Below are 17902 nucleotides of genomic sequence, written 5' to 3'. Positions count from 1 at the left end.
ACACATGTCAGGGTCGGGTGGGGGCCTTATCCCATGGCCCGGCACTTCGCGGCCCTGCCAGACTTGCCGACATGACGGAGCAGACCCTGGGGGGAGCGGCGCACGGCGTCGCAGCGAGCGCGTACGACCTGGTCAAGACCTACGGCAGCGGCGAGGCCGAGGTGCGCGCCCTCGACGGCGTCACCATCGACTTGATGCAGGGCGAGTTCACCGCCGTGATGGGGCCCTCGGGCTCGGGCAAGTCGACGCTGATGCACTGCCTGGCGGCCCTGGACACCCCCACCTCGGGGGAGGCGGTCGTCGACGGCACGTCGCTGGGCCGGCTCAAGGACAAGGAGCTCACCACGCTGCGCCGCGAGCGGGTCGGCTTCGTCTTCCAGTCCTTCAACCTCGTGCCGACGCTGACCGCGGAGGAGAACATCCTGCTGCCGCTCGACCTCGCCGGCCGCAAGCCCGACCGGGCCTGGTTCGACCAGGTGGTCGACGCCGTGGGCCTGCGGCCGCGGCTGGGCCACCGCCCCTCGGAGATGTCGGGCGGCCAGCAGCAGCGCGTGGCGTGCGCCCGCGCGCTGGTCAGCCAGCCGCGCATCGTCTTCGCCGACGAGCCGACCGGCAACCTCGACTCCACCAGCAGCGCCGAGGTGCTCGGCTTCCTGCGGCGCAGCGTCGACGAGTTCGGCCAGACCGTGGTCATGGTGACCCACGACCCGGTCGCCGCGTCCTGGACCGACCGCGTGATCTTCCTCGCCGACGGCCGGGTCGTCGACGAGCTCCGCGAGCCCGACCGTGACCAGATCCTCGAGAAGATGGTGGGCCTCCAGGACGCCGCGGCCGCGAAGGCGGCGGGCTGACATGCTCCGCCTGACCTGGCGCAACCTGCTGGCTCGCAAGGTGCGCCTGCTGATGAGCGCGCTCGCGATCGTGCTGGGCATCGGCTTCCTGGCCGGGGTGATGACCTTCAGCACCGGCCTCAACGCCACCTTCGACAACATCGTCAACGGCTCGACCTCCGACGCCGTCGTACGCCCTGCCGGGGAGGTGCAGGCGACGAGCGCCGGGGTCGGCACCGACCAGGTGATCACCCCCGCCGACGTCGACAAGCTGTCCGCACTGCCGGAGGTGGCCGACGCGGTCGGCTCCGTCGACGGCATCGGATCCTTCCTGCTCGGCCAGGACGGCAAGCTGGTCGGCGGCCAGGGCGCCCCGACCCTCGCCTTCAACTACGCCCCGAGCGAGAACATGGCCGGGGACCAGGTGCTCGAGCTGTCCGCGGGAGGCTGGCCCTCCGAGCCGGGCGAGATCACCCTCGACACCTCGTCGGCCGAGCGTGGCGGCTACGAGGTCGGTGACACCGTCACGATGGTCGTGCCGACCGCGGAGACGATGCGGAAGTTCACCCTCGTCGGCACCGCCGACTTCAACGGCGGCGGCACGGCCGGCGCGACCCTCGTGCTGCTCGACACCGCGGAGGCCCAGGAGATCTTCCTCGACGGCCAGGACGCCTTCACCAGCGTCGCCCTGACCGGTGCCGACGGTGTCTCGCAGGCCGCGCTGGCCAAGGCGGCCGACGCGGTCGTGCCCGACGGCTTCACCGCGGTGACGGGCGACAAGGTCGTCAAGGAGACCCAGGAGCAGATCGGCCAGTTCCTCGACGTCATCTCGATCTTCCTGACCACCTTCGCCGTGATCGCGATCGTGGTCGGCGCCTTCATCATCTTCAACACCTTCTCGATCCTGGTCTCCCAGCGCGTGCGCGAGTCCGCGCTGCTGCGTGCCCTCGGGGCGAGCAAGAGGCAGGTGACCCGCTCGGTGCTCGTCGAGGCGTTCCTGATGGCGCTGGTGGGCTCGACCCTCGGCCTGCTGCTGGGCCTCGGGCTCTCGCGGCTCCTGGCCGGTCTGTTCCGCTCGTTCGGCCTGGACATCGCCGGTGACGTGCTGACCCTGACACCCTTCACGGTCGTGGCCGGCTACGTCGTCGGCATCCTCGTCACCATGGTCGCGGCCTTCGTCCCGGCCCGCCGGGCCGCCAAGGTGCCGCCGGTCGCCGCGATGCGCGACGACCTCGTCGTGCAGGAGAAGGGGATGGGCCGCCGGCTGGTGCTTGGGACGATCGCGATGGTCGTCGGCGTCGCCCTGGCCGCGGCCGGCCTGGCCGGTGCTCCCGGCACCGACGCCATCTGGATCGGCGCGGGCGCGGTCATCTGGGTGATCACGACCGCGGTGCTCGCCCCGGTCGTCGGCAAGCCAGTGCTCGTGGCCTGCCGCGTGGTCTTCGGCCGGCTGTTCGGCACCGCCGGGCGGCTCGCGGGCGAGAACGCGCTGCGCAACCCGCGGCGTACGGGTGCCACCGCCTCCGCGCTGATGATCGGCCTCGCGGTCGTCTCTGCCGTGGGGGTGCTCGCCTCGTCGCTGAGCGCGACCAACGACGCGGTCGTCGACGAGCAGTTCACCAGCGACTTCCTGGTGCAGACCCCGACCTTCCAGGGCTTCCCGGCCCAGTTCGGCGACCGGATGGAGAAGGTCGACGGCGTCTCGCTCGTCTCGCGCCAGCAGGGCACGCCGGTGTCGGTCGAGGTCGACGGCAAGCCCGACCAGAGCTTCGCGATCGGGGTCGACCAGGGCTTCTTCGAGATCTACGAGCTCACGATGCTCGACGGCACCGACACGATCACCGGGCACCAGACGCTGCTCAGCGAGAGCCGCGCCGACGACCTCGACGCCGGTGTCGGCGACACCGTGGAGGTGGAGTTCCCCGGCGGGAAGAAGATCCCCCTCGAGGTGCAGGGTGTCTTCGAGGACACCCCGACGACCGGCGGGATGACCTTCCCGCTCTCGGTGCTGAGCGACGCCGGGCTCAAGCGCAGCGACTCGACGGTGAGCATCATGGTCGCCGACGGCGCCGACCGCGCGCTGGTCAAGCGCGACCTCGACGACGTGGTGAAGGACCTGCCGATCCTCTCGGTGCAGGACAAGCAGGAGTTCAAGGAGCTCATCAGCGGCCAGGTCAACCAGCTGCTCTACGTCATCTACGGCCTGCTCGCCCTCGCCGTGATCATCGCCGTGATCGGCATCGTCAACACCCTCGGCCTGAGCGTCCTGGAGCGCACCCGCGAGATCGGCCTGCTCCGCGCGGTCGGCCTGTCGCGACGCCGGCTGCGCACCATGATCACGCTGGAGTCGGTGGCGATCGCGCTGCTCGGTGCGGTGCTGGGGATGGTGCTCGGCCTGGTGATCGGGGTGGTGCTCCGCGAGTCGCTCAAGGACGACCTGACCGAGCTCTCGCTGCCGCTCACCAGCCTGCTGGTGTTCCTCGTCGTCGCGGTGATCTTCGGGGTGCTGGCCGCGATCGTGCCGGCCGTGCGCGCCTCGCGGATGAAGGTGCTGGACGCCATCGCCACCGAGTGACTGCGGCGACTGGCATGATCACCGCGTGATCGAGTCCCTCGGGTGGGGAGCGCTGGCCGCCAGCTCCCTGGTGGTCGGCGCGGTCCTCGCGCTCGTGCGGTCCTGGTCGCCACGGGTCGTCGGGCTGGTGCTGGGCTTCGGCGCGGGCGCGCTGATCGCCAGCGTCTCCTTCGAGCTGGCCGAGGAGGGCCTGCGCATCGGCAGTGCGTACGCCGTCGCGATCGGGCTCGCCCTCGGCGGGCTGACCTACTTCGCAGCCGACCGGCTCGTCGAGCGGTGGGGCGGACGCAAGGGTGGGTCGTCGGCGGGCGCGCCGCTCGCCGTCGGGGCCCTCCTCGACGGCATCCCGGAGCAGGCCGTCCTCGGGATCGGCATCGCCGCGGGCGGCGGGGTCAGCGTCGCCCTGATGGTCGCGATCTTCGCCTCCAACCTGCCCGAGGCGATCGGGTCGGCCTCCGACATGCGCACCGGCGGCAGGTCGGCGAGGTCGATCGTCGGGCTGTGGGCCGTCGTCGCTGCCTTCTGCGCGGCCGCGACGGTCGGCGGCGCCGCGCTGTCGGACGTGGTGTCGAGCGAGGGCCAGGCCTTCATCGACGGCTTCGCCGCGGGCGCGCTGCTGACCATGCTGATCGACTCGATGGTGCCGGAGGCCAAGGAGAAGGCGAAGGACCTCGCCGGGCTCGCGACGGTGGTCGGGTTCGCGCTCGCCGCGGGCCTGTCGCTGCTCGGTGGCTAGTAGCCGCCCTCCGGCGCCACCATCTCCCCGCGCACCCCGAGCAACCGGACCGGCCGGTCGTCGCCCAGCGCGAGGTAGAGGTCGTACGCCGTCTGCGTGACGACGTCGGCGTCGAAGGTCGGCTCGGGCAGCTTGCGCACCTTGGTGAACGTGAAGAACGGCGCGAAGCGCACCTTGAGGTGCACCCGCTGCACCGCCCGCTCCTCGAGGCGTACGTCGTCGACGACCCGCGCCGCGAGCTCGGCCAGGGCCGCGCGCACCTCGTCGGCGCCGACCAGGTCGGACTGGTAGGTCGTCTCGCGCCCGTGGGCTCGGGGCACCCACGGGGTGTCGTCGGGACGCGAGCGACCACCGCCGCGCCCGAGGCGCCCGAGGTGCGCGCCGCTGGCGGGTCCGAAGGCGGCGACCAGCGAGTCCTCGTCAGCCGCGGCGAGGTCGGCGACGGTGCGGATGCCGATCGCCTCCAGCCGGGCCGCGATCTTCGCGCCGATGCCCCACAGCGCGGTGGTCGGTCGCTCGCCCATGACCTCCATCCAGTTGTCGCGGGTGAGCCGGAAGGTGCCCTGCGGCTTGCCGAAGTCGGTGGCGATCTTCGCCCGCACCAGCGTGTCCCCGATGCCGACCGAGCAGTGCAGGCCGGTCGCCTCCAGCACCGCTGCCTGGATCGCGCGTGCGGCCGCGAGCGGGTCGTCGGTCTCGATGCCGACGAACGCCTCGTCCCAGCCGAGCACCTCCACCACCGCGCCCGGCGTGGCGCGCAGGGTCTCCATCACCCGCGCCGAGGCCTCCTCGTAGACCGGGCGGTCCACCGGCAGGAACACCGCGTCGGGGCAGCGCCGCTTCGCCAGCCGCAGCGCGAGCCCGCTGCGGACGCCGTGGGCGCGCGCCTCGTAGGACGCCGTCGACACCACCGCCCGCTCGGTCGGGTCGCCGCGGCCGCCGACCACCACCGGCAGGCCGACCAGCTCGGGGCGGCGCAGCAGCTCGACGGCGACCAGGAACTGGTCCATGTCGACGTGGAGCACCCAGTGGGTCACCCGGTCATTGTGGCGGGTCGTACGGTCGAGACATGACGAGCGACGACCAGACCGGGCCCGACCCCTACGCCACGCACCCCGAGGAGTCGGCCTTCCCGGGCGCCGGCGAGCGGGTCAGCGACGAGGACCGCCGGCGCGCGCTCGACGCGGAGCCCGAGGGCAACGCGGAGGTCGGTGACACCGTCGACACCGACGAGGTCGACTCCCGCGCCCACGAGGACTGAAAACCCCGCGCGCCGGGGACGACCGGGCTGCCAGAGTGCGGCCATGACCCCCGAGCGCCTCGACGTCGAGGACGCGCTGCCGCGCATGCAGGCCCTGTCCTCCCGGCTCTGGACCCCCGAGGCGCGCCACCACCCCGGCCAGCTGGCCTGGTCGGCGGCCTACGGCGAGCCCGACGTCCTCGACCTGGGACCGGTGTTCGCCGCCGACGACGCGTGGGCGTGGCTGGAGTCGCGCGACTGGCTGGAGGTCTGCGGCACCGACCCGGCGTCCGTCGAGGCGGTCGTCGCGGCGGCGCTCGAGGAGGCCGACGACGAGGTGCACGCCAGCACCCTCGAGACCGAGACCGCGGTGGTCCAGGTGCTCGGCGCCGCTGGTTTCGGGGAGGTCGAGCTGCCGTGGTTCACCCACCACCTCCTCGACCTGGCCGACCTGCCGCCCGTCTCCCTCCCCGAGGCGTACGCCGTCCGCGCGGTGGCGCCGGGCGAGCACGAGGAGCGGGCCGCGGTGCACCGCGCCGCCTGGTCGGCGACGTCACGGGTGACCGGCACGGCGTACCGCCGGCTGATGGCCACGCCGCCCTACCGACCCGGGACCGACCACGTCGTCATCGCGCCCGACGGTGCGTGGGTGGCGTCGTGCTGCGTGTGGCTGGACGAGGAGACCGGGGTGGCGCTGGTCGAGCCGGTCGGCTGCGTCGAGGAGCACCGCCGCCTCGGGCTGGCCACGGCCGCGTCGGTGTCGGCGCTGACCGCGGCCCGCGAGCTCGGCGCGACGCAGGGCCTGGTGTGCCCGCGCGGCGACGACGACTACCCCGCACCCGCGCGGCTCTACCAGGGCATCGGCTTCCGCCCGGGCGCCCGCACCCGCACGTGGCGACTCAGCCGAGGAAGTCGCTGAGTCCCTCGAGCAGCCGGTCCACCTCCGCGTCGTCGGTGTAGGCCGCGAGCCCGATCCGCAGGCCGGAGTCGACCGGGAGGCCCAGCGCGCGGAAGGTCTCGTGGGCGTAGAACGTGCCGGCCGGGACCAGCACGTCGCGCTCCGCCAGGAAGGCGAAGGCGTCGGCGGGCGAGCGGTCTCGGAGCGTCAGGAACAGCGTCGAGGTGCGGTCCGCGGCGCGGGAGTGCAGGTCGAGCCGGTCGCCGAGGCCCAGGAGGCCCTCCTCGATGCGCCCGCGCAGCCGCAGCTCGTGCGCCGCGATGGCCGCGGCCGCCGAGACCAGCCGCTCGCGTCGCGTCGCGCCGGTGTCGACCGAGGCGATCACGTCGACCGCCGCCGCGGCGCCGGCCAGCAGCTCGTAGGGCAGGGTGCCGAGCTCGAAGCGCTCGGGCACGGCGTCGCTCGACGGCAACAGCTTGTCGGGGCGCAGCGTCTCGAGCAGGGCGGGATCGGCGACGAGCGCGCCGCAGTGCGGCCCGAAGAACTTGTAGGGCGAGCAGACCAGGAAGTCGGCGCCCATCGCGTCGAGGTCGGGCGCGGCGTGCGCGGCGTGGTGCACCGCGTCGACGTGCACCAGCGCGCCCACCTCGTGGGCCCGCGCGGCGACGGTCGCGACCGGCGGGCGGGTGCCGAGCAGGTTGGACGCCGCGGTGAGGGCGACCAGCCGCGTCCTCGAGGTGATCGCGTCGAGCGAGGCGAGGTCGAGCTCGCCGGTGGTCGGGTCGAGCCGCAGCCACCTCACCGTGGCGCCGGCACGCTCGGCCGCCTGGACCCACGGCCGCACGTTGGAGTCGTGGTCGAGCTCGCACACCACGACCTCGTCGCCGGGCGACCAGGTGCGCGCCAGCGTGCGGGAGAAGTCGTACGTCAGCGCGGTGGCGCTGCGGCCGTGGACCACGCCCTCGGGCACCCCGCCGACCAGGTCGGCGATGGCCGAGCGGAAGCCGCTCACGGTCTCCTCGGCGTTGCGCAGGCTGACCGTGGCGCTGCCGCGCTGCGACAGCGGACCGGTGATCGTGCGCATGATCGCCTCTCCCACGACGGCCGGGGTCTGCGTGCCGCCGGGGTTGTCGAAGTGGGCGATGCCGGAGGCGAGGGAGGGGAAGCCGCTGCGGAAGTCGGCCACGTCGAAGGTCATGCTCCGCACGCTAGTTGGCGATGTGCACGACCGCGTCGCCGGAGTTGACCAGCGGGGCCTCGGTGCGACCGATCACGATGCCGTCGCGGTTGGCGTAGACCGCGCGCAGCGTCTTGCCGAAGGAGTCGAAGAGGGTGCCGAGGCGCTCGCCGTCACTGACCTTCTGGCCCAGCGCGACGTCGAGGTGCAGGATGCCGGTGCGCCGCGCGCGCACCCAGCCGCTGCTGCGGCACTCGAGGCTCGGCTCGGCGGCCGACTCGTCGACCGGCTCGGTCATGCCGAGCGCGGCCAGCACACGGCGTACGCCGATGACGCCGGCGTCGACGGCGTAGGAGTCGAACCGCAGGGGCTCGCCGGCCTCGTAGAGCAGCACCTTCGCGCCCTGCTCGCGGGCGGCGTGGCGCAGGGAGCCGTCGCGGATCTTGGCGTGGAGCATCACCGGTGCGCCGAAGGCCGCGGCGAGCTCGCGGGTGCGCTCGTCGTCGAGGTCGGCACGGATCTGGGGCAGGTTGCTGCGGCGGTCGGAGCCGGTGTGCAGGTCGATGCCGACCTCGCAGCCGGCGACGATCTCGCGCATGAAGAGGTGCGCGATCCGGCTGGCGAGTGAGCCGCGCGCGGAGCCCGGGAAGGAGCGGTTGAGGTCGCGCCGGTCGGGCAGGTAGCGGTCGCCGGTCATGAAGCCGAGCACGTTGACGACCGGCACCGCGACCAGCGTGCCGCGGAAGGTCTTGGGGTCCAGGCCCGCCATCACCTGGCGCACCACCTCGACCCCCACGACCTCGTCGCCGTGGATGGCGGCGTCGATCCACACGCACGGCCCGTCCTCGCGGCCGTGGACCACACGGACCGGCAGGGTGACGTCGGCGCCGGTGACCAGCCGGGTGATCGGCAGCTCGAGGGCCCGCACCGAGCCGGCGCGGATCCGCACGCCGCCGATGCCGAAGGACTCGCGCGCCACTAGCTCACCTGGCGGGAGCGGGCGGCGACGGTCACGGGCTCAGGGTAGTGCCCGGCGTCAGCGGTCGGCGCTCACGGCCGGACGTCCCAGCCAGGCCAGCACCGCGGTGACGGCCGCCTCCGTGCCGGTGGCGAGCGTGGGTTGCATGGCCGGTGCGAAGCCGGGGTTGTGGTTGGGGACCGGCTCCTGGTCGGCGGTGAACCCACCGAACCCCCAGTAGGCGTAGGGGACGCCGAACGCGTCGGGGATCACGCTGAAGTCCTCCGACGCGGTGACGGGGTCGAGGTGCCTGACCCGGTGCTCGCCGAAGTGGTCGACGAACGCCGCGGTGACCCTCGCGGTGACCTCGGTGTCGTTGTCGGTGAGGGGATAGGTCTCGTAGAGCTCGATCTCCGGAGGCCGGGGGCAGCCGGACGCGTCACACTCGGCGTGCACGATGCGCTCGATCGCGGCGCGCAGCCGGTCACGCACGGTGAGGTCGTAGGCGCGGAGGTTGAGGAGCAGGGTGGCGTCGTCGGGGATGATGTTGGCCTTGGTGCCCGCCTGCAGGCTGCCGACGGTGAGCACCGCGAAGTCGCCGGGCGCCACCTCCCGTGCCACGACGGTCTGCAACCTCGTGACGATGGATGCGCCCAGCACGACCGGGTCGACGCCCAGGTGCGGCATCGACCCGTGGCTGCCGCGGCCGAACACCTTCACCCGGACGCAGGCACCCGTGGACAGCACGGGACCCGCTGCGATGGCGACCTCTCCGGCGGCCGGCTCGGTGAGGACGTGCTGCCCGAACGCCACGTCGGGCCTCGGGACCTTGTCCACCAGGCCGTCCTCGACCATCGAGTGTGCGCCCGCCGCGGTCTCCTCCCCGGGCTGGAACAGGGCGACGTGTGTCCCGGACCAGGTGTCACGGCGCTCGGCCAGGAGGCACGCCGCCCCCAGCGCCGCGACGACGTGGACGTCGTGCCCACAGGCATGCATGACGGGGACGGTGGCGCCGTCGTGGTCGACGACGGTCCTCGTCGACGCATAGGGCAGTCCGGTCGCCTCGCGCACCGGCAACGCGTCCATGTCGGCGCGGAAGAGCACGACAGGACCCGGCCCGTTGCGCAGCACGCCGACCACACCACCGCCGACCTGGAGCACCTCGTAGCCGAACGACGCGAGGCGCCGCGTGACCTCGGCTGCCGTCCGGGTCTCCTGCATGGACAGCTCGGGTTCCTGGTGCAGGCGGACGTAGAGCTCCTCCTGCCACGACGTGACGTCACCGAGTCCGGCCAGCACGTGCTCTCGCGGATCCATGCTCCCGGCATACTCCTCCGGTCCACGCCGGGCAAGGGCGACCAGGGCTGCGGAGCCGGCGCTGGGGCGCTACCTGCCCCAGTTCCTGCGCCGCACAGCCCGCTTCGGCCGGCCGCCGGCGTAGGACAGGGCGGAGTCGACGAGGAAGCCGCGCTCGAGGGCCTCGCGCCCGATCAGCATCCGGAAGCCCATCTCGTCGCGGTTGCTCAGGGTCATGACCGTGGTGATGGTGCGACCGGCGAGGGTGACGTCCATCGCGACGGCGTACCTCTGCTCGGTCGCACCGTTGCTGCTGCGCACCTCGCGCCGGTCGAGCACCGGCAGCGTCAGCTCGACGTGGTCCTCGTCGGAGCGCTGCCACGGGTGGATGGAGAAGCGCACGCGCTCATCGCCGTCGACGTCGACGACCTCGAGGTCGAAGGCGTGGATCGACGACGACCGCGCGCCGGTGTCGATCTTGGCCTTGACCCAGTCGAGGTCGGCCTGGGGCAGGGCGACCCACTCGCGCCAGCCGACGACGGTCCGCGCGGAGGGGTCGGACTGGCTCACGGACTGGGACACGGCGCCATCTTGTCAGGTGGCCCGTGGGGCCGGCGTGCTTGTATGTGGCCCCATGAAGCTCGCCATCCTCTCTCGGGCCCCGCGCTCCTACAGCACCCAGCGCCTGCGCACCGCCGCCGTCGAGCGCGGTCACGACGTCAAGGTGCTCAACACGCTGCGCTTCGGCATCGACCTGACCGGCGAGGAGCCCGACCTGCTGTTCCGCGGCAAGCAGCTGTCGACGTACGACGCCGTGCTGCCGCGCATCGGCAACTCGATCACCTACTTCGGCACCGCCGTCGTGCGCCAGTTCGAGCAGATGGACGTCTACACCCCCAACACCTCCTACGGCATCGCCAACAGCCGCGACAAGCTGCGCGCGACGCAGATCCTGTCGCGCCACAAGATCCCGATGCCGGCCACGACCTTCGTGCAGGACCGCGCCGACGTGATCCCCGCGATCGAGCGCGTCGGCGGTGCGCCCGTGGTGATCAAGCTGCTCGAGGGCACCCAGGGCATCGGCGTGATCCTGGCGCCGACGATCAAGGTCGCCGAGGCGATCATCGAGACGCTGCAGAGCACCCGGCAGAACGTGCTGATCCAGAGCTTCGTCAAGGAGAGCAAGGGCCGCGACATCCGCGCGCTCGTGGTCGGCGACCGCGTGGTCGCGGCGATGCGGCGGGTCGCGCAGGGCGACGAGTTCCGCTCCAACGTGCACCGCGGCGGCAGCGTCGAGCCGGTCGAGCTCGACGAGGAGTTCGAGCGCGTGGCGGTGCGGTCGGCGCAGATCATGGGCCTGCGCGTCGCCGGCGTCGACATGCTCGAGGGCCGGCGCGGGCCGCAGGTGATGGAGGTCAACTCCTCGCCGGGCCTGGAGGGCATCGAGGCCGCGACCAAGCTCGACGTCGCCGGCGCGATCATCGACTACATCGACAACCAGGTCGCCTTCCCCGACATCGACGTGCGCCAGCGCCTCACCGTCTCGACCGGCTACGGCGTGGCCGAGATCGTCGTGCACGGCGGCTCCGACATGGTCGGCAAGAAGCTCGGCGAGTCCGGCCTCGACGACCGCGACATCACCGTGCTGACGCTGCACCGCGGCACCCAGGTCATCCCCAACCCGCGCAACAAGACGGTGCTCGAGGGCGAGGACCGGCTGCTGTGCTTCGGCAAGCTCGAGGAGATGCGCTCGATGATCCCCGACCGCAAGCAGAAGCGGGTGCGCCGACTGATGAAGAAGAACCTGCCGCCCGAGGCGTCCTGAGTCAGGCTCCGGATCAGGGGGCGGCGACCTCGTGCGGCACCGCGCGGGCGTTGACCCCGCGCATGGTGAGGCATCCGGCGGCGCGGCCGAGGTAGCGGTTGAGGACGGTGAAGTCCCCGGCTCCGAACGTCGTCGCCGGCGTCACCATCGGATACATCACCTGGGTGCTGTCCTGCGAGTGCCCGGCCCCGACCGCGTGGGCGATCTCGTGGCGCAGCACGTTGGCCAGCACGGCGTCGGTGATGGTCGCCTCCGCCGGGTTGACGTCGACGAAGACCTGCCCCTTGGTGATGAGTCCGACCGGGCCCGCGGAGTCGCTGGTCGTGTAGTAGGTCGGGCCGCCCATGCCGATCGTGCCGCCGGTGACTGCCGCCGTCGTGTTGACCTGGGTGCCGAACGAGATCAGCAGGTCGGTCTCGGCGTCGGCGCCCGGATAGCCCGGTGCCGGCCAGGCGTAGGCGTTGGTGTCACCCGTGATCGTGAACGCCAGGCCCGACGCGGCCCGCACGTGGGCGAGCGCCTGCTCGACGTGGGCGCGGGTGCTCGCGAGCGGGGCCTGGGCGTAGTTGACCTTGACCCGGATCGGGGCGCACGGGTTCCAGCGGGCGCGGGTGCCGCCGAGGAAGGAGTACGCGTTCGGGTCCCCGGGCAGCGCCCAGCTCGGCGCGACGGAGGCGGTCGACTCCCCTGACACGGCCGCGGTCGCACCGGGGACGGCGGGCACGGACGCCCGCACCGCGCTGGTCCACGCGAAGTCGGCGGGCAGCGCGACGGCGTACGCCCCGGTGGCGCCGGAGGTGGTGCGGGCGAGCTCGACCCACCCGTTGGGCAGGGCCTGCTCGACGACCACGAGCCGGTTCGCGGGGAGGGCGCCGCCGACGGTGCCCGACATCGTGAGGGGTGCGGCGTACGTCGTCGTCGCCGGCCTGTCGAGCGCGGCGGTCGCGGTGGTGGGGGCGGTGGTGACCGGGGGCGTGGTCGCGGTGACCGTGACGACGAAGCGCTTCCTGTACGCCTTGACCCCGCGGGCGCGCGGCGCCACGACCGCCATCCGACGATCGCCGACCTTCGACCCGGCGGCGACGCTGAAGGCGAAGGCGCCCTTGCGGGTCGTCCTGCGGGTCGAGAGGAGGACCCACCGGCCGCCTCGCGACTCGAGGAGCCCGACCTTGCGGCGGGTCCCGCGGTGGACGGCGACCTTGCCGGAGACCTTGATCTTCGACCCGACGGCGACCTGCCCGGGGGCCGTGAGGCCCGCGCGGGCCGGCAGGCTGGTCGGCGCGGCAGCCCGGTGGGTCACGCTCACGGTGGTCGCGCCGGCGGTGGCCGGCGCGGCGGTGAGGGCCGAGAGCGCGAGCGCTGACGCCGCGAGGGCGGTCGTGAGGGTGGCGGCGGTGCGGGAGAGCGTCAACGGGCGTCCTTCGTCGATGGTGGGCGCGTGGGCAGCGGTCGCGCGCACGATCGTCGCCCCTCGTCGATGCCCCCAGGTGTGTCACACAGGATCCTCACCGATCCTGGCGACGGTGTCCGGCGATTGGCCCGGACGAGTGCCGTCAGGCGTCGGAGGAGCGCGGGCGCGTGCGCAGCAGCCAGGCGATGCCGGCGAAGGGCAGCACGAGCGGCAGCCAGCCGTAGCCCGCGCCGTAGGCCGACCACACGGTCTGGTCGGGGAAGAGCTCCGGGTCGAGCACCGTCAGGGTGCCGACGGTGAGCACGCCCACGAGCTCGAAGCCCACTGCGGCCCACGCGAGCCGCCGCGGCGCGGGCCCGACCTCGGCGAGGCCGAGGGTGGCGGCGATGTAGACGAGCCCGGCGAGCGCCGACAGGGAGTAGGCCAGCGGGGCCTCGTCGGCCTTGGTCAGCAGCTGCACCAGCGATCGGGCGGTGGCGGCGAGGGCGAAGACGCCGTAGACCGCGACGAGCACGCGGCCGGCGCCCGCACGTGTGGAGCTCACGACGACCACACCTGCAGCGCGCGCACGACGACGAAGGCCTCGGTCAGCCCGGCGACGGCCAGCACGGCGGTCGCGCCGCGGCTGCGCTCGGCCAGCGACCAGGCGAAGCCGATCGGCAGCAGCACCAGCGCGGCGACGAGGTAGCCGAAGAGGGTGATGGCGTCGGCGCCGCCCAGGTCGGCGCCGCCCACCTGCACGGCCGCGACCACGAGGAGCACGAGCGCGCCCGCCTCGACGAGCCCGGCGAGGCCGAGCAGCGCCCAGTCGGGCGTGCGCCCCAGGGCGACGTAGCCGAGCACGACGACCGCGAAGACCAGCGAGGCGACGATGAGCGCGAGGGGCAGGGGACCGTCCACGGCGCAGATCCTCTCAGGTCGCTCCCACCGTCATGGGGATCGAGGGTCCGGACCCGCGATCCCCATGACGCTGGCGGGGGCCCGGCGCCGAGGGCTCAGCTGACGGCCGGGAACTCCTTCATCGCCTGGTCGGCGATCTTCTTCATCATGAAGCCGTCGATGCCGCCGCCGACCAGGCCACCGGCGACCGGGATGCCGCGACCGAAGCGCGAGAGCACCTTCTCGCTCACCCCGCGCATCAGCCGGAAGCCGACCGCCTTGTTGACGACCATCAGCGCGGCCGGCGGCATGCCCCTGAGGGCGTACGACGTCACGCGACCGCTCATCGAGGTCATCCCCGCCTTCTTGAGCACCTCGTCGGAGTCCGAGCCGACCAGCGTGAGCAGGATGGCGGTGCGCACCCGCGGCTCCGAGACGTCGTACCCCCGCAGCGTCGCGATGCTGCCGACCATGCGCACGGCCTGGAGGTAGAACTCCGCGACGTTGACCGGCAGCGAGACCGGCATGGTGACGAAGCCGCCGAGGCCGGTGACGAAGCCGCCGATCGAGCCGGTCAGGGTCGTACGCCGTGCCAGTGCGGCGATCGCCTTCTCCGGGTCGCCCCCGGCCTTCTTCAGCGCGGCGCCCGCCACCTCGCCCACCGGGTCGATCGGCCCGCGGCCCTCGAGGCCCACGTCGACGAGCATCTCGACCAGCCGGTCGATCGCGCCCGGGTCGGGCTGCGGGTCATCGGCGGCGTCGAGCGCGGCGCGCGTCTTCCGCGACTCGTCGCTGCCCGGGCGGAGGAGGTCCTTGAGTCCCATGCGCCCACCCTAGGAACGTGGCCCCAGCCTTGCTCCCCCCTAGGGCGGTGGTCCAACTGCATTCCGGCGGTCCGAAGTGTGGCTGGACCACCGCTCGAGCACCGCCCCGAGCGACGATCAGCCGATCGCCGACCGGAAGCCCCGCAACCTGAGGCTGTTGGTCACCACGAAGACGCTGGAGAACGCCATCGCCGCACCGGCGAGCATCGGGTTGAGCAGCCCCGCGGCGGCGAGCGGCAGCGCGGCGACGTTGTAGGCGAACGCCCAGAACAGGTTGCCCTTGATCGTGGCGAGCGTGCGGCGCGAGAGCCGGATCGCATCGACCGCGACGAGCAGGTCGCCGCGCACGAGGGTGAGGTCGCTGGCCTCGATCGCCACGTCGGTGCCGGTGCCCATCGCGAGGCCCAGGTCGGCCTGGGCGAGCGCGGCGGCGTCGTTGACCCCGTCGCCGACCATCGCGACGACCTTGCCGGCGGCCTGCAGCCGCTGCACCTCGGCGACCTTGTCGGCGGGCAGCACGTCGGCGATCACGGTCTCGATGCCGACCTGCCGCGCGACGTGGTGCGCCGCGGCCGCGTTGTCGCCGGTCAGCAGCACCGGCTCGAGGCCGAGCTCGCGCAGCCCCGCGATGGCCTCGGCGGAGGTCGGCTTGATGGTGTCGCCGACGACGATGACGCCGCGGGCGGCCCCGTCCCAGCCGACGGCGACGGCCGTACGCCCCTCGGCCTGCGCCCGCTCCACTGCGGCGGCGAGCGACGGGGTGAGGTGCTGCGACCAGTCGGCGAGCAGGCTGGGCCGGCCCACGACCACCGCGTGCCCGTCGACCACGCCCTGCACGCCGAGGCCCTCACGGTTGGCGAAGTCCTCGACCGCGGGCGGCTGCTCGTCGAGGGCGGCGATGGCCCGGCCGATCGGGTGCTCGGACGCCGACTCGAGGGCGGCGGCGAGGCGGCGTACGTCGTCGGCGGACTCGCCGTCGGCGGCCACCACCTCGTGGACGGTCATCTGGCCGGTGGTCACGGTGCCGGTCTTGTCGAGCACGATCGTGTCCACGCGGTGCGTCGACTCGAGCACCTCCGGGCCCTTGATGAGGATGCCGAGCTGCGCGCCGCGCCCGGTGCCGACCATCAGCGCGGTCGGCGTGGCCAGCCCGAGCGCGCACGGGCAGGCGATGATCAGCACCGCCACGGCGGCCGTGAAGGCGGCGGTCGCTCCGGCGCCGGCGCCGAGCCAGAAGCCGAGCGTCCCCACGGACAGGCCGATCACGACGGGCACGAAGACCCCGGAGATCCGGTCGGCCAGGCGCTGCACCTGGGCCTTGCCGTTCTGCGCGTCCTCGACGAGCCGCGCCATCTGCGCGAGCTGGGTGTCGGCACCGACCCGTGTGGCGCGTACGACGAGCCTGCCGCCGGCGTTGACGGTGGCTCCGACCACCGCGTCGCCGGGTCGCACCTCGACGGGCACGGACTCGCCGGTGAGCATCGAGGCGTCGACCGCGGAGCTGCCCTCGACGACCTCGCCGTCGGTCGCGACCTTCTCCCCGGGGCGCACGACGAAGGTGTCGCCGACGACGAGCTGGTCGGTCGGGATCCTGACCTCGACGCCGTCGCGGAGCACCGCCACGTCACGCGCCCCGAGCTCCAGCAGCGCCCGCAGCGCGGCACCGGCGCGCCGCTTGGAGCGGTGCTCGAGCCAGCGCCCGGCCAGCAGGAAGGTCGTCACGCCGGCCGCGGCCTCGAGGTAGATGTTGCCCGCGCCGTCCGTGCGGTCGATGGAGATCCGGAACGCGTGCGTCATGCCGGGCTCGCCGGCGGTGCCGAGGAACAGCGCCCACAGCGACCAGCCGAAGGCCGCCAGCACCCCGACCGAGACGAGGGTGTCCATGGTCGTCGCGCCGTGGCGCAGGTTGGTCCACGCGGCGCGGTGGAACGGCAGCGCGCCCCACACCACGACGGGTGCGGCGAGCGCGAGCGAGGCCCACTGCCAGTAGGTGAACTGCCACGCCGGCACCATCGCCATCGCGACGACCGGGATGCTGAGCGCGGTGCTGACGAGCAGCCGCTGGAGCAGCGGATCGCGCTCGGGCACCTCGTCGTCGACCTCGGCTGACGGCGGGGCCGGCAGCGCGGCGGCGTAGCCGGCCGCCTCGACGGTGCGCAGCAGGTCGTCGGTGGAGACGGTGCCGGGGTAGGAGACCTTGGCCTTCTCGGTGGCGTAGTTGACCGACGCGGTGACGCCCTCGAGCTTGTTCAGCTTGCGCTCGATGCGGTTGGCGCACGACGCGCAGGTCATGCCGGTGATGGCGAGCTCGACGTCGCTGAGCTGCGCAAAGCTCGAGTCAGTGGTCATGGCCCGCTCCTTCCTCGTGGTCGCCGCCGGAGCCCGACGGCACGCCGCCCGACTCGACGGTGAAGGCGGCGGTGTGGACCTGGCCGCGGTGCTGGAAGTCGAGGAACAGCGCGTACGTCCCCGGCGTGGGGAACTCGGTCGCGAAGTCGATGCCCGGGCCGGGCTCGCCCTCCTCGGGGTGGACGTGGAGGTAGCCGAGGTCGCCGGCGCGGATCGCGACCAGGTGGCCGTAGGCGCCGAGGTAGGGCTCGAGGTCGGTGACCGGCTCGCCGTCGAGCTCGACGGTCGTGGTGAGCACGGTGCTCGCGCCCGGCGCGGTGTCGCCGTCGAGCGTGACCGTGTAGGTGCCCTCAGCGGTCTCGACCGTCGCGGTGCGGGTGTCGGCGGGCGGCTCGGCGGGCGTGAACTCGCCGGCCACGGAGACGTCGTCGGCGAGCGTGATGCCGTCCCAGCCCGCGGGGGTCAGGTCGGCGACGACGCGCCAGACGCCGGGCGTGAGGTCGACGTCGACCGACCAGGTGCCGCTCGCGCGGTCGAGGGTCGGGTGCACGTGCTGGAACCCCGTCAGGTCACGGCGTACGACGATGAGGTGCAGGTCCTTCTCGTGGGTGCGGGTGTAGTCGAGCAGCGGCCGGCCGCTGGAGGTGAGGACCTGGAAGTCGAGCCGGGTCCGCCCTGCGGGCAGCGTGCGGTCGGCGAGCGCGAGGGTGAAGCCGTCGGCGCGGGCGGTCAGCCCCCCGACGTCGGGGACGGTGGCACCGCTTCCGTGGTCGCCCGCCATGTCGGAGTGGGCGGCCACCGGCTCGGTGTCGACCGGTCCGACGAGGCGTCCTCCACCCCACGCCACCGCGAAGGCGGCGACGAGGGCGGTGACGAAGGCGGCGACCCGCAGCGGCGTGCTCAT

Annotated in this window: 17 protein-coding genes and 1 pseudogene; 7 read left to right on the top strand and 11 right to left on the bottom strand. The window is 73.2% G+C overall.

Annotated features, from left to right (window positions below; translation table 11 throughout):
• The first annotated feature begins 71 nt into the window (after positions 1-71).
• The 3 genes from ASG76_RS12485 to ASG76_RS12475 are packed head-to-tail and all read left to right on the top strand — an operon-like array spanning position 72 to position 4141.
• Positions 72-851, top strand: a complete 780-nt coding sequence (locus tag ASG76_RS12485; RefSeq protein WP_056603549.1) for an ABC transporter ATP-binding protein — start codon at positions 72-74, stop codon at positions 849-851.
• A 1-nt stretch (position 852) separates the two neighbouring features.
• Entirely contained in the window at positions 853-3405 is a 2553-nt protein-coding gene (locus ASG76_RS12480; RefSeq protein ID WP_056603546.1) for an ABC transporter permease, read from the top strand.
• Between the two features lie 25 nt (positions 3406-3430).
• Positions 3431-4141 carry a ZIP family metal transporter gene (locus ASG76_RS12475; protein WP_056603543.1) on the top strand — a complete coding sequence of 237 codons (711 nt, stop codon included), beginning with the start codon at positions 3431-3433 and terminating at the stop codon, positions 4139-4141.
• Here the strand turns inward: ASG76_RS12475 and ASG76_RS12470 are convergent.
• Positions 4138-5178, bottom strand: a complete 1041-nt coding sequence (locus tag ASG76_RS12470; RefSeq protein WP_235529578.1) for a DNA polymerase IV — start codon at positions 5176-5178, stop codon at positions 4138-4140. The two genes, ASG76_RS12475 and ASG76_RS12470, sit on opposite strands and share 4 nt — an antisense overlap.
• A gap of 32 nt (positions 5179-5210) precedes the next feature.
• On the opposite strand from ASG76_RS12470, the gene ASG76_RS12465 reads away from it, so the two are divergent.
• Positions 5211-5402 carry a hypothetical protein gene (locus ASG76_RS12465; protein WP_056603540.1) on the top strand — a complete coding sequence of 64 codons (192 nt, stop codon included), beginning with the start codon at positions 5211-5213 and terminating at the stop codon, positions 5400-5402.
• A 43-nt stretch (positions 5403-5445) separates the two neighbouring features.
• Positions 5446-6300, top strand: a complete 855-nt coding sequence (locus ASG76_RS12460) for a GNAT family N-acetyltransferase (protein WP_056603537.1) — start codon at positions 5446-5448, stop codon at positions 6298-6300.
• Here the strand turns inward: ASG76_RS12460 and ASG76_RS12455 are convergent.
• From ASG76_RS12455 to ASG76_RS12440, 4 genes are all read right to left on the bottom strand, one after another.
• The gene (locus ASG76_RS12455) at positions 6281-7477 is read right to left on the bottom strand and encodes a cysteine desulfurase-like protein (protein ID WP_056604431.1); all 1197 of its coding nucleotides are present in this window, start codon (positions 7475-7477) and stop codon (positions 6281-6283) included. The genes ASG76_RS12460 and ASG76_RS12455 overlap by 20 nt on opposite strands.
• Positions 7478-7487: 10 nt before the next feature.
• Positions 7488-8435, bottom strand: a complete 948-nt coding sequence (locus tag ASG76_RS12450; protein WP_056603533.1) for a succinylglutamate desuccinylase/aspartoacylase family protein — start codon at positions 8433-8435, stop codon at positions 7488-7490.
• Positions 8436-8492: 57 nt separating this feature from the next.
• Positions 8493-9731: an amidohydrolase gene (locus tag ASG76_RS12445; protein ID WP_056603530.1), complete on the bottom strand. Its 1239-nt coding sequence runs from the start codon at positions 9729-9731 to the stop codon at positions 8493-8495.
• Between the two features lie 69 nt (positions 9732-9800).
• Complete coding sequence (locus tag ASG76_RS12440) at positions 9801-10292, bottom strand: ATP-dependent zinc protease (RefSeq protein ID WP_235529576.1); 492 nt, start codon at positions 10290-10292, stop codon at positions 9801-9803.
• Between the two features lie 52 nt (positions 10293-10344).
• On the opposite strand from ASG76_RS12440, the pseudogene ASG76_RS12435 reads away from it, so the two are divergent.
• Positions 10345-11205, top strand: a pseudogene (locus tag ASG76_RS12435) (ATP-grasp domain-containing protein); the annotation flags it as partial.
• A 27-nt stretch (positions 11206-11232) separates the two neighbouring features.
• Positions 11233-11535, top strand: a complete 303-nt coding sequence (locus ASG76_RS19865; protein WP_414858327.1) for a cation:proton antiporter regulatory subunit — start codon at positions 11233-11235, stop codon at positions 11533-11535.
• Positions 11536-11548: 13 nt separating this feature from the next.
• On the opposite strand, the gene ASG76_RS12430 is transcribed toward ASG76_RS19865, so the two are convergent.
• The 6 genes from ASG76_RS12430 to ASG76_RS12405 form a co-directional block, all read right to left on the bottom strand.
• Positions 11549-12994, bottom strand: coding sequence for a matrixin family metalloprotease (locus tag ASG76_RS12430; RefSeq protein ID WP_157559096.1), 1446 nt, complete (start codon positions 12992-12994; stop codon positions 11549-11551).
• A 94-nt stretch (positions 12995-13088) separates the two neighbouring features.
• On the bottom strand, positions 13089-13490 hold the full coding sequence (locus ASG76_RS12425; RefSeq protein ID WP_235529574.1) for a hypothetical protein: 402 nt from the start codon (positions 13488-13490) through the stop codon (positions 13089-13091).
• On the bottom strand, positions 13487-13846 hold the full coding sequence (locus ASG76_RS12420) for a hypothetical protein (protein WP_056603519.1): 360 nt from the start codon (positions 13844-13846) through the stop codon (positions 13487-13489). The genes ASG76_RS12425 and ASG76_RS12420 overlap by 4 nt, the downstream gene beginning before the upstream one ends.
• Positions 13847-13941: 95 nt before the next feature.
• Positions 13942-14649, bottom strand: a complete 708-nt coding sequence (locus ASG76_RS12415) for an EcsC family protein (RefSeq protein ID WP_056603516.1) — start codon at positions 14647-14649, stop codon at positions 13942-13944.
• 117 nt (positions 14650-14766) lie between these two features.
• On the bottom strand, positions 14767-16998 hold the full coding sequence (locus ASG76_RS12410) for a heavy metal translocating P-type ATPase (protein WP_056603513.1): 2232 nt from the start codon (positions 16996-16998) through the stop codon (positions 14767-14769).
• Positions 16988-17902, bottom strand: a complete 915-nt coding sequence (locus ASG76_RS12405) for a hypothetical protein (RefSeq protein WP_056603510.1) — start codon at positions 17900-17902, stop codon at positions 16988-16990. Before ASG76_RS12405 ends, ASG76_RS12410 begins: the two co-directional genes overlap by 11 nt.

This window comes from Nocardioides sp. Soil774 (assembly GCF_001428125.1).
In the GTDB taxonomy this organism is placed as follows: Bacteria; Actinomycetota; Actinomycetes; order Propionibacteriales; family Nocardioidaceae; genus Nocardioides.
Note: the sequence above shows the minus strand (reverse complement) of the source record. Positions and strands in the feature narration are given on the sequence as shown.

What these genes read in the sequence shown, in the direction of transcription:
- ASG76_RS12485 (WP_056603549.1), top strand. Translation starts at nt 72, where the DNA reads ATGACGGAGCAGACCCTGGGGGGAGCGGCGCACGGCGTCGCAGCGAGC.
- ASG76_RS12480 (WP_056603546.1), top strand. Translation starts at nt 853, where the DNA reads ATGCTCCGCCTGACCTGGCGCAACCTGCTGGCTCGCAAGGTGCGCCTG.
- ASG76_RS12465 (WP_056603540.1), top strand. Translation starts at nt 5,211, where the DNA reads ATGACGAGCGACGACCAGACCGGGCCCGACCCCTACGCCACGCACCCC.
- ASG76_RS12460 (WP_056603537.1), top strand. Translation starts at nt 5,446, where the DNA reads ATGACCCCCGAGCGCCTCGACGTCGAGGACGCGCTGCCGCGCATGCAG.
- ASG76_RS12455 (WP_056604431.1), bottom strand. Translation starts at nt 7,477, where the DNA reads ATGACCTTCGACGTGGCCGACTTCCGCAGCGGCTTCCCCTCCCTCGCC.
- ASG76_RS12445 (WP_056603530.1), bottom strand. Translation starts at nt 9,731, where the DNA reads ATGGATCCGCGAGAGCACGTGCTGGCCGGACTCGGTGACGTCACGTCG.
- ASG76_RS12415 (WP_056603516.1), bottom strand. Translation starts at nt 14,649, where the DNA reads ATGGGACTCAAGGACCTCCTCCGCCCGGGCAGCGACGAGTCGCGGAAG.
- ASG76_RS12410 (WP_056603513.1), bottom strand. Translation starts at nt 16,998, where the DNA reads ATGACCACTGACTCGAGCTTTGCGCAGCTCAGCGACGTCGAGCTCGCC.
- ASG76_RS12405 (WP_056603510.1), bottom strand. Translation starts at nt 17,902, where the DNA reads ATGAGCACGCCGCTGCGGGTCGCCGCCTTCGTCACCGCCCTCGTCGCC.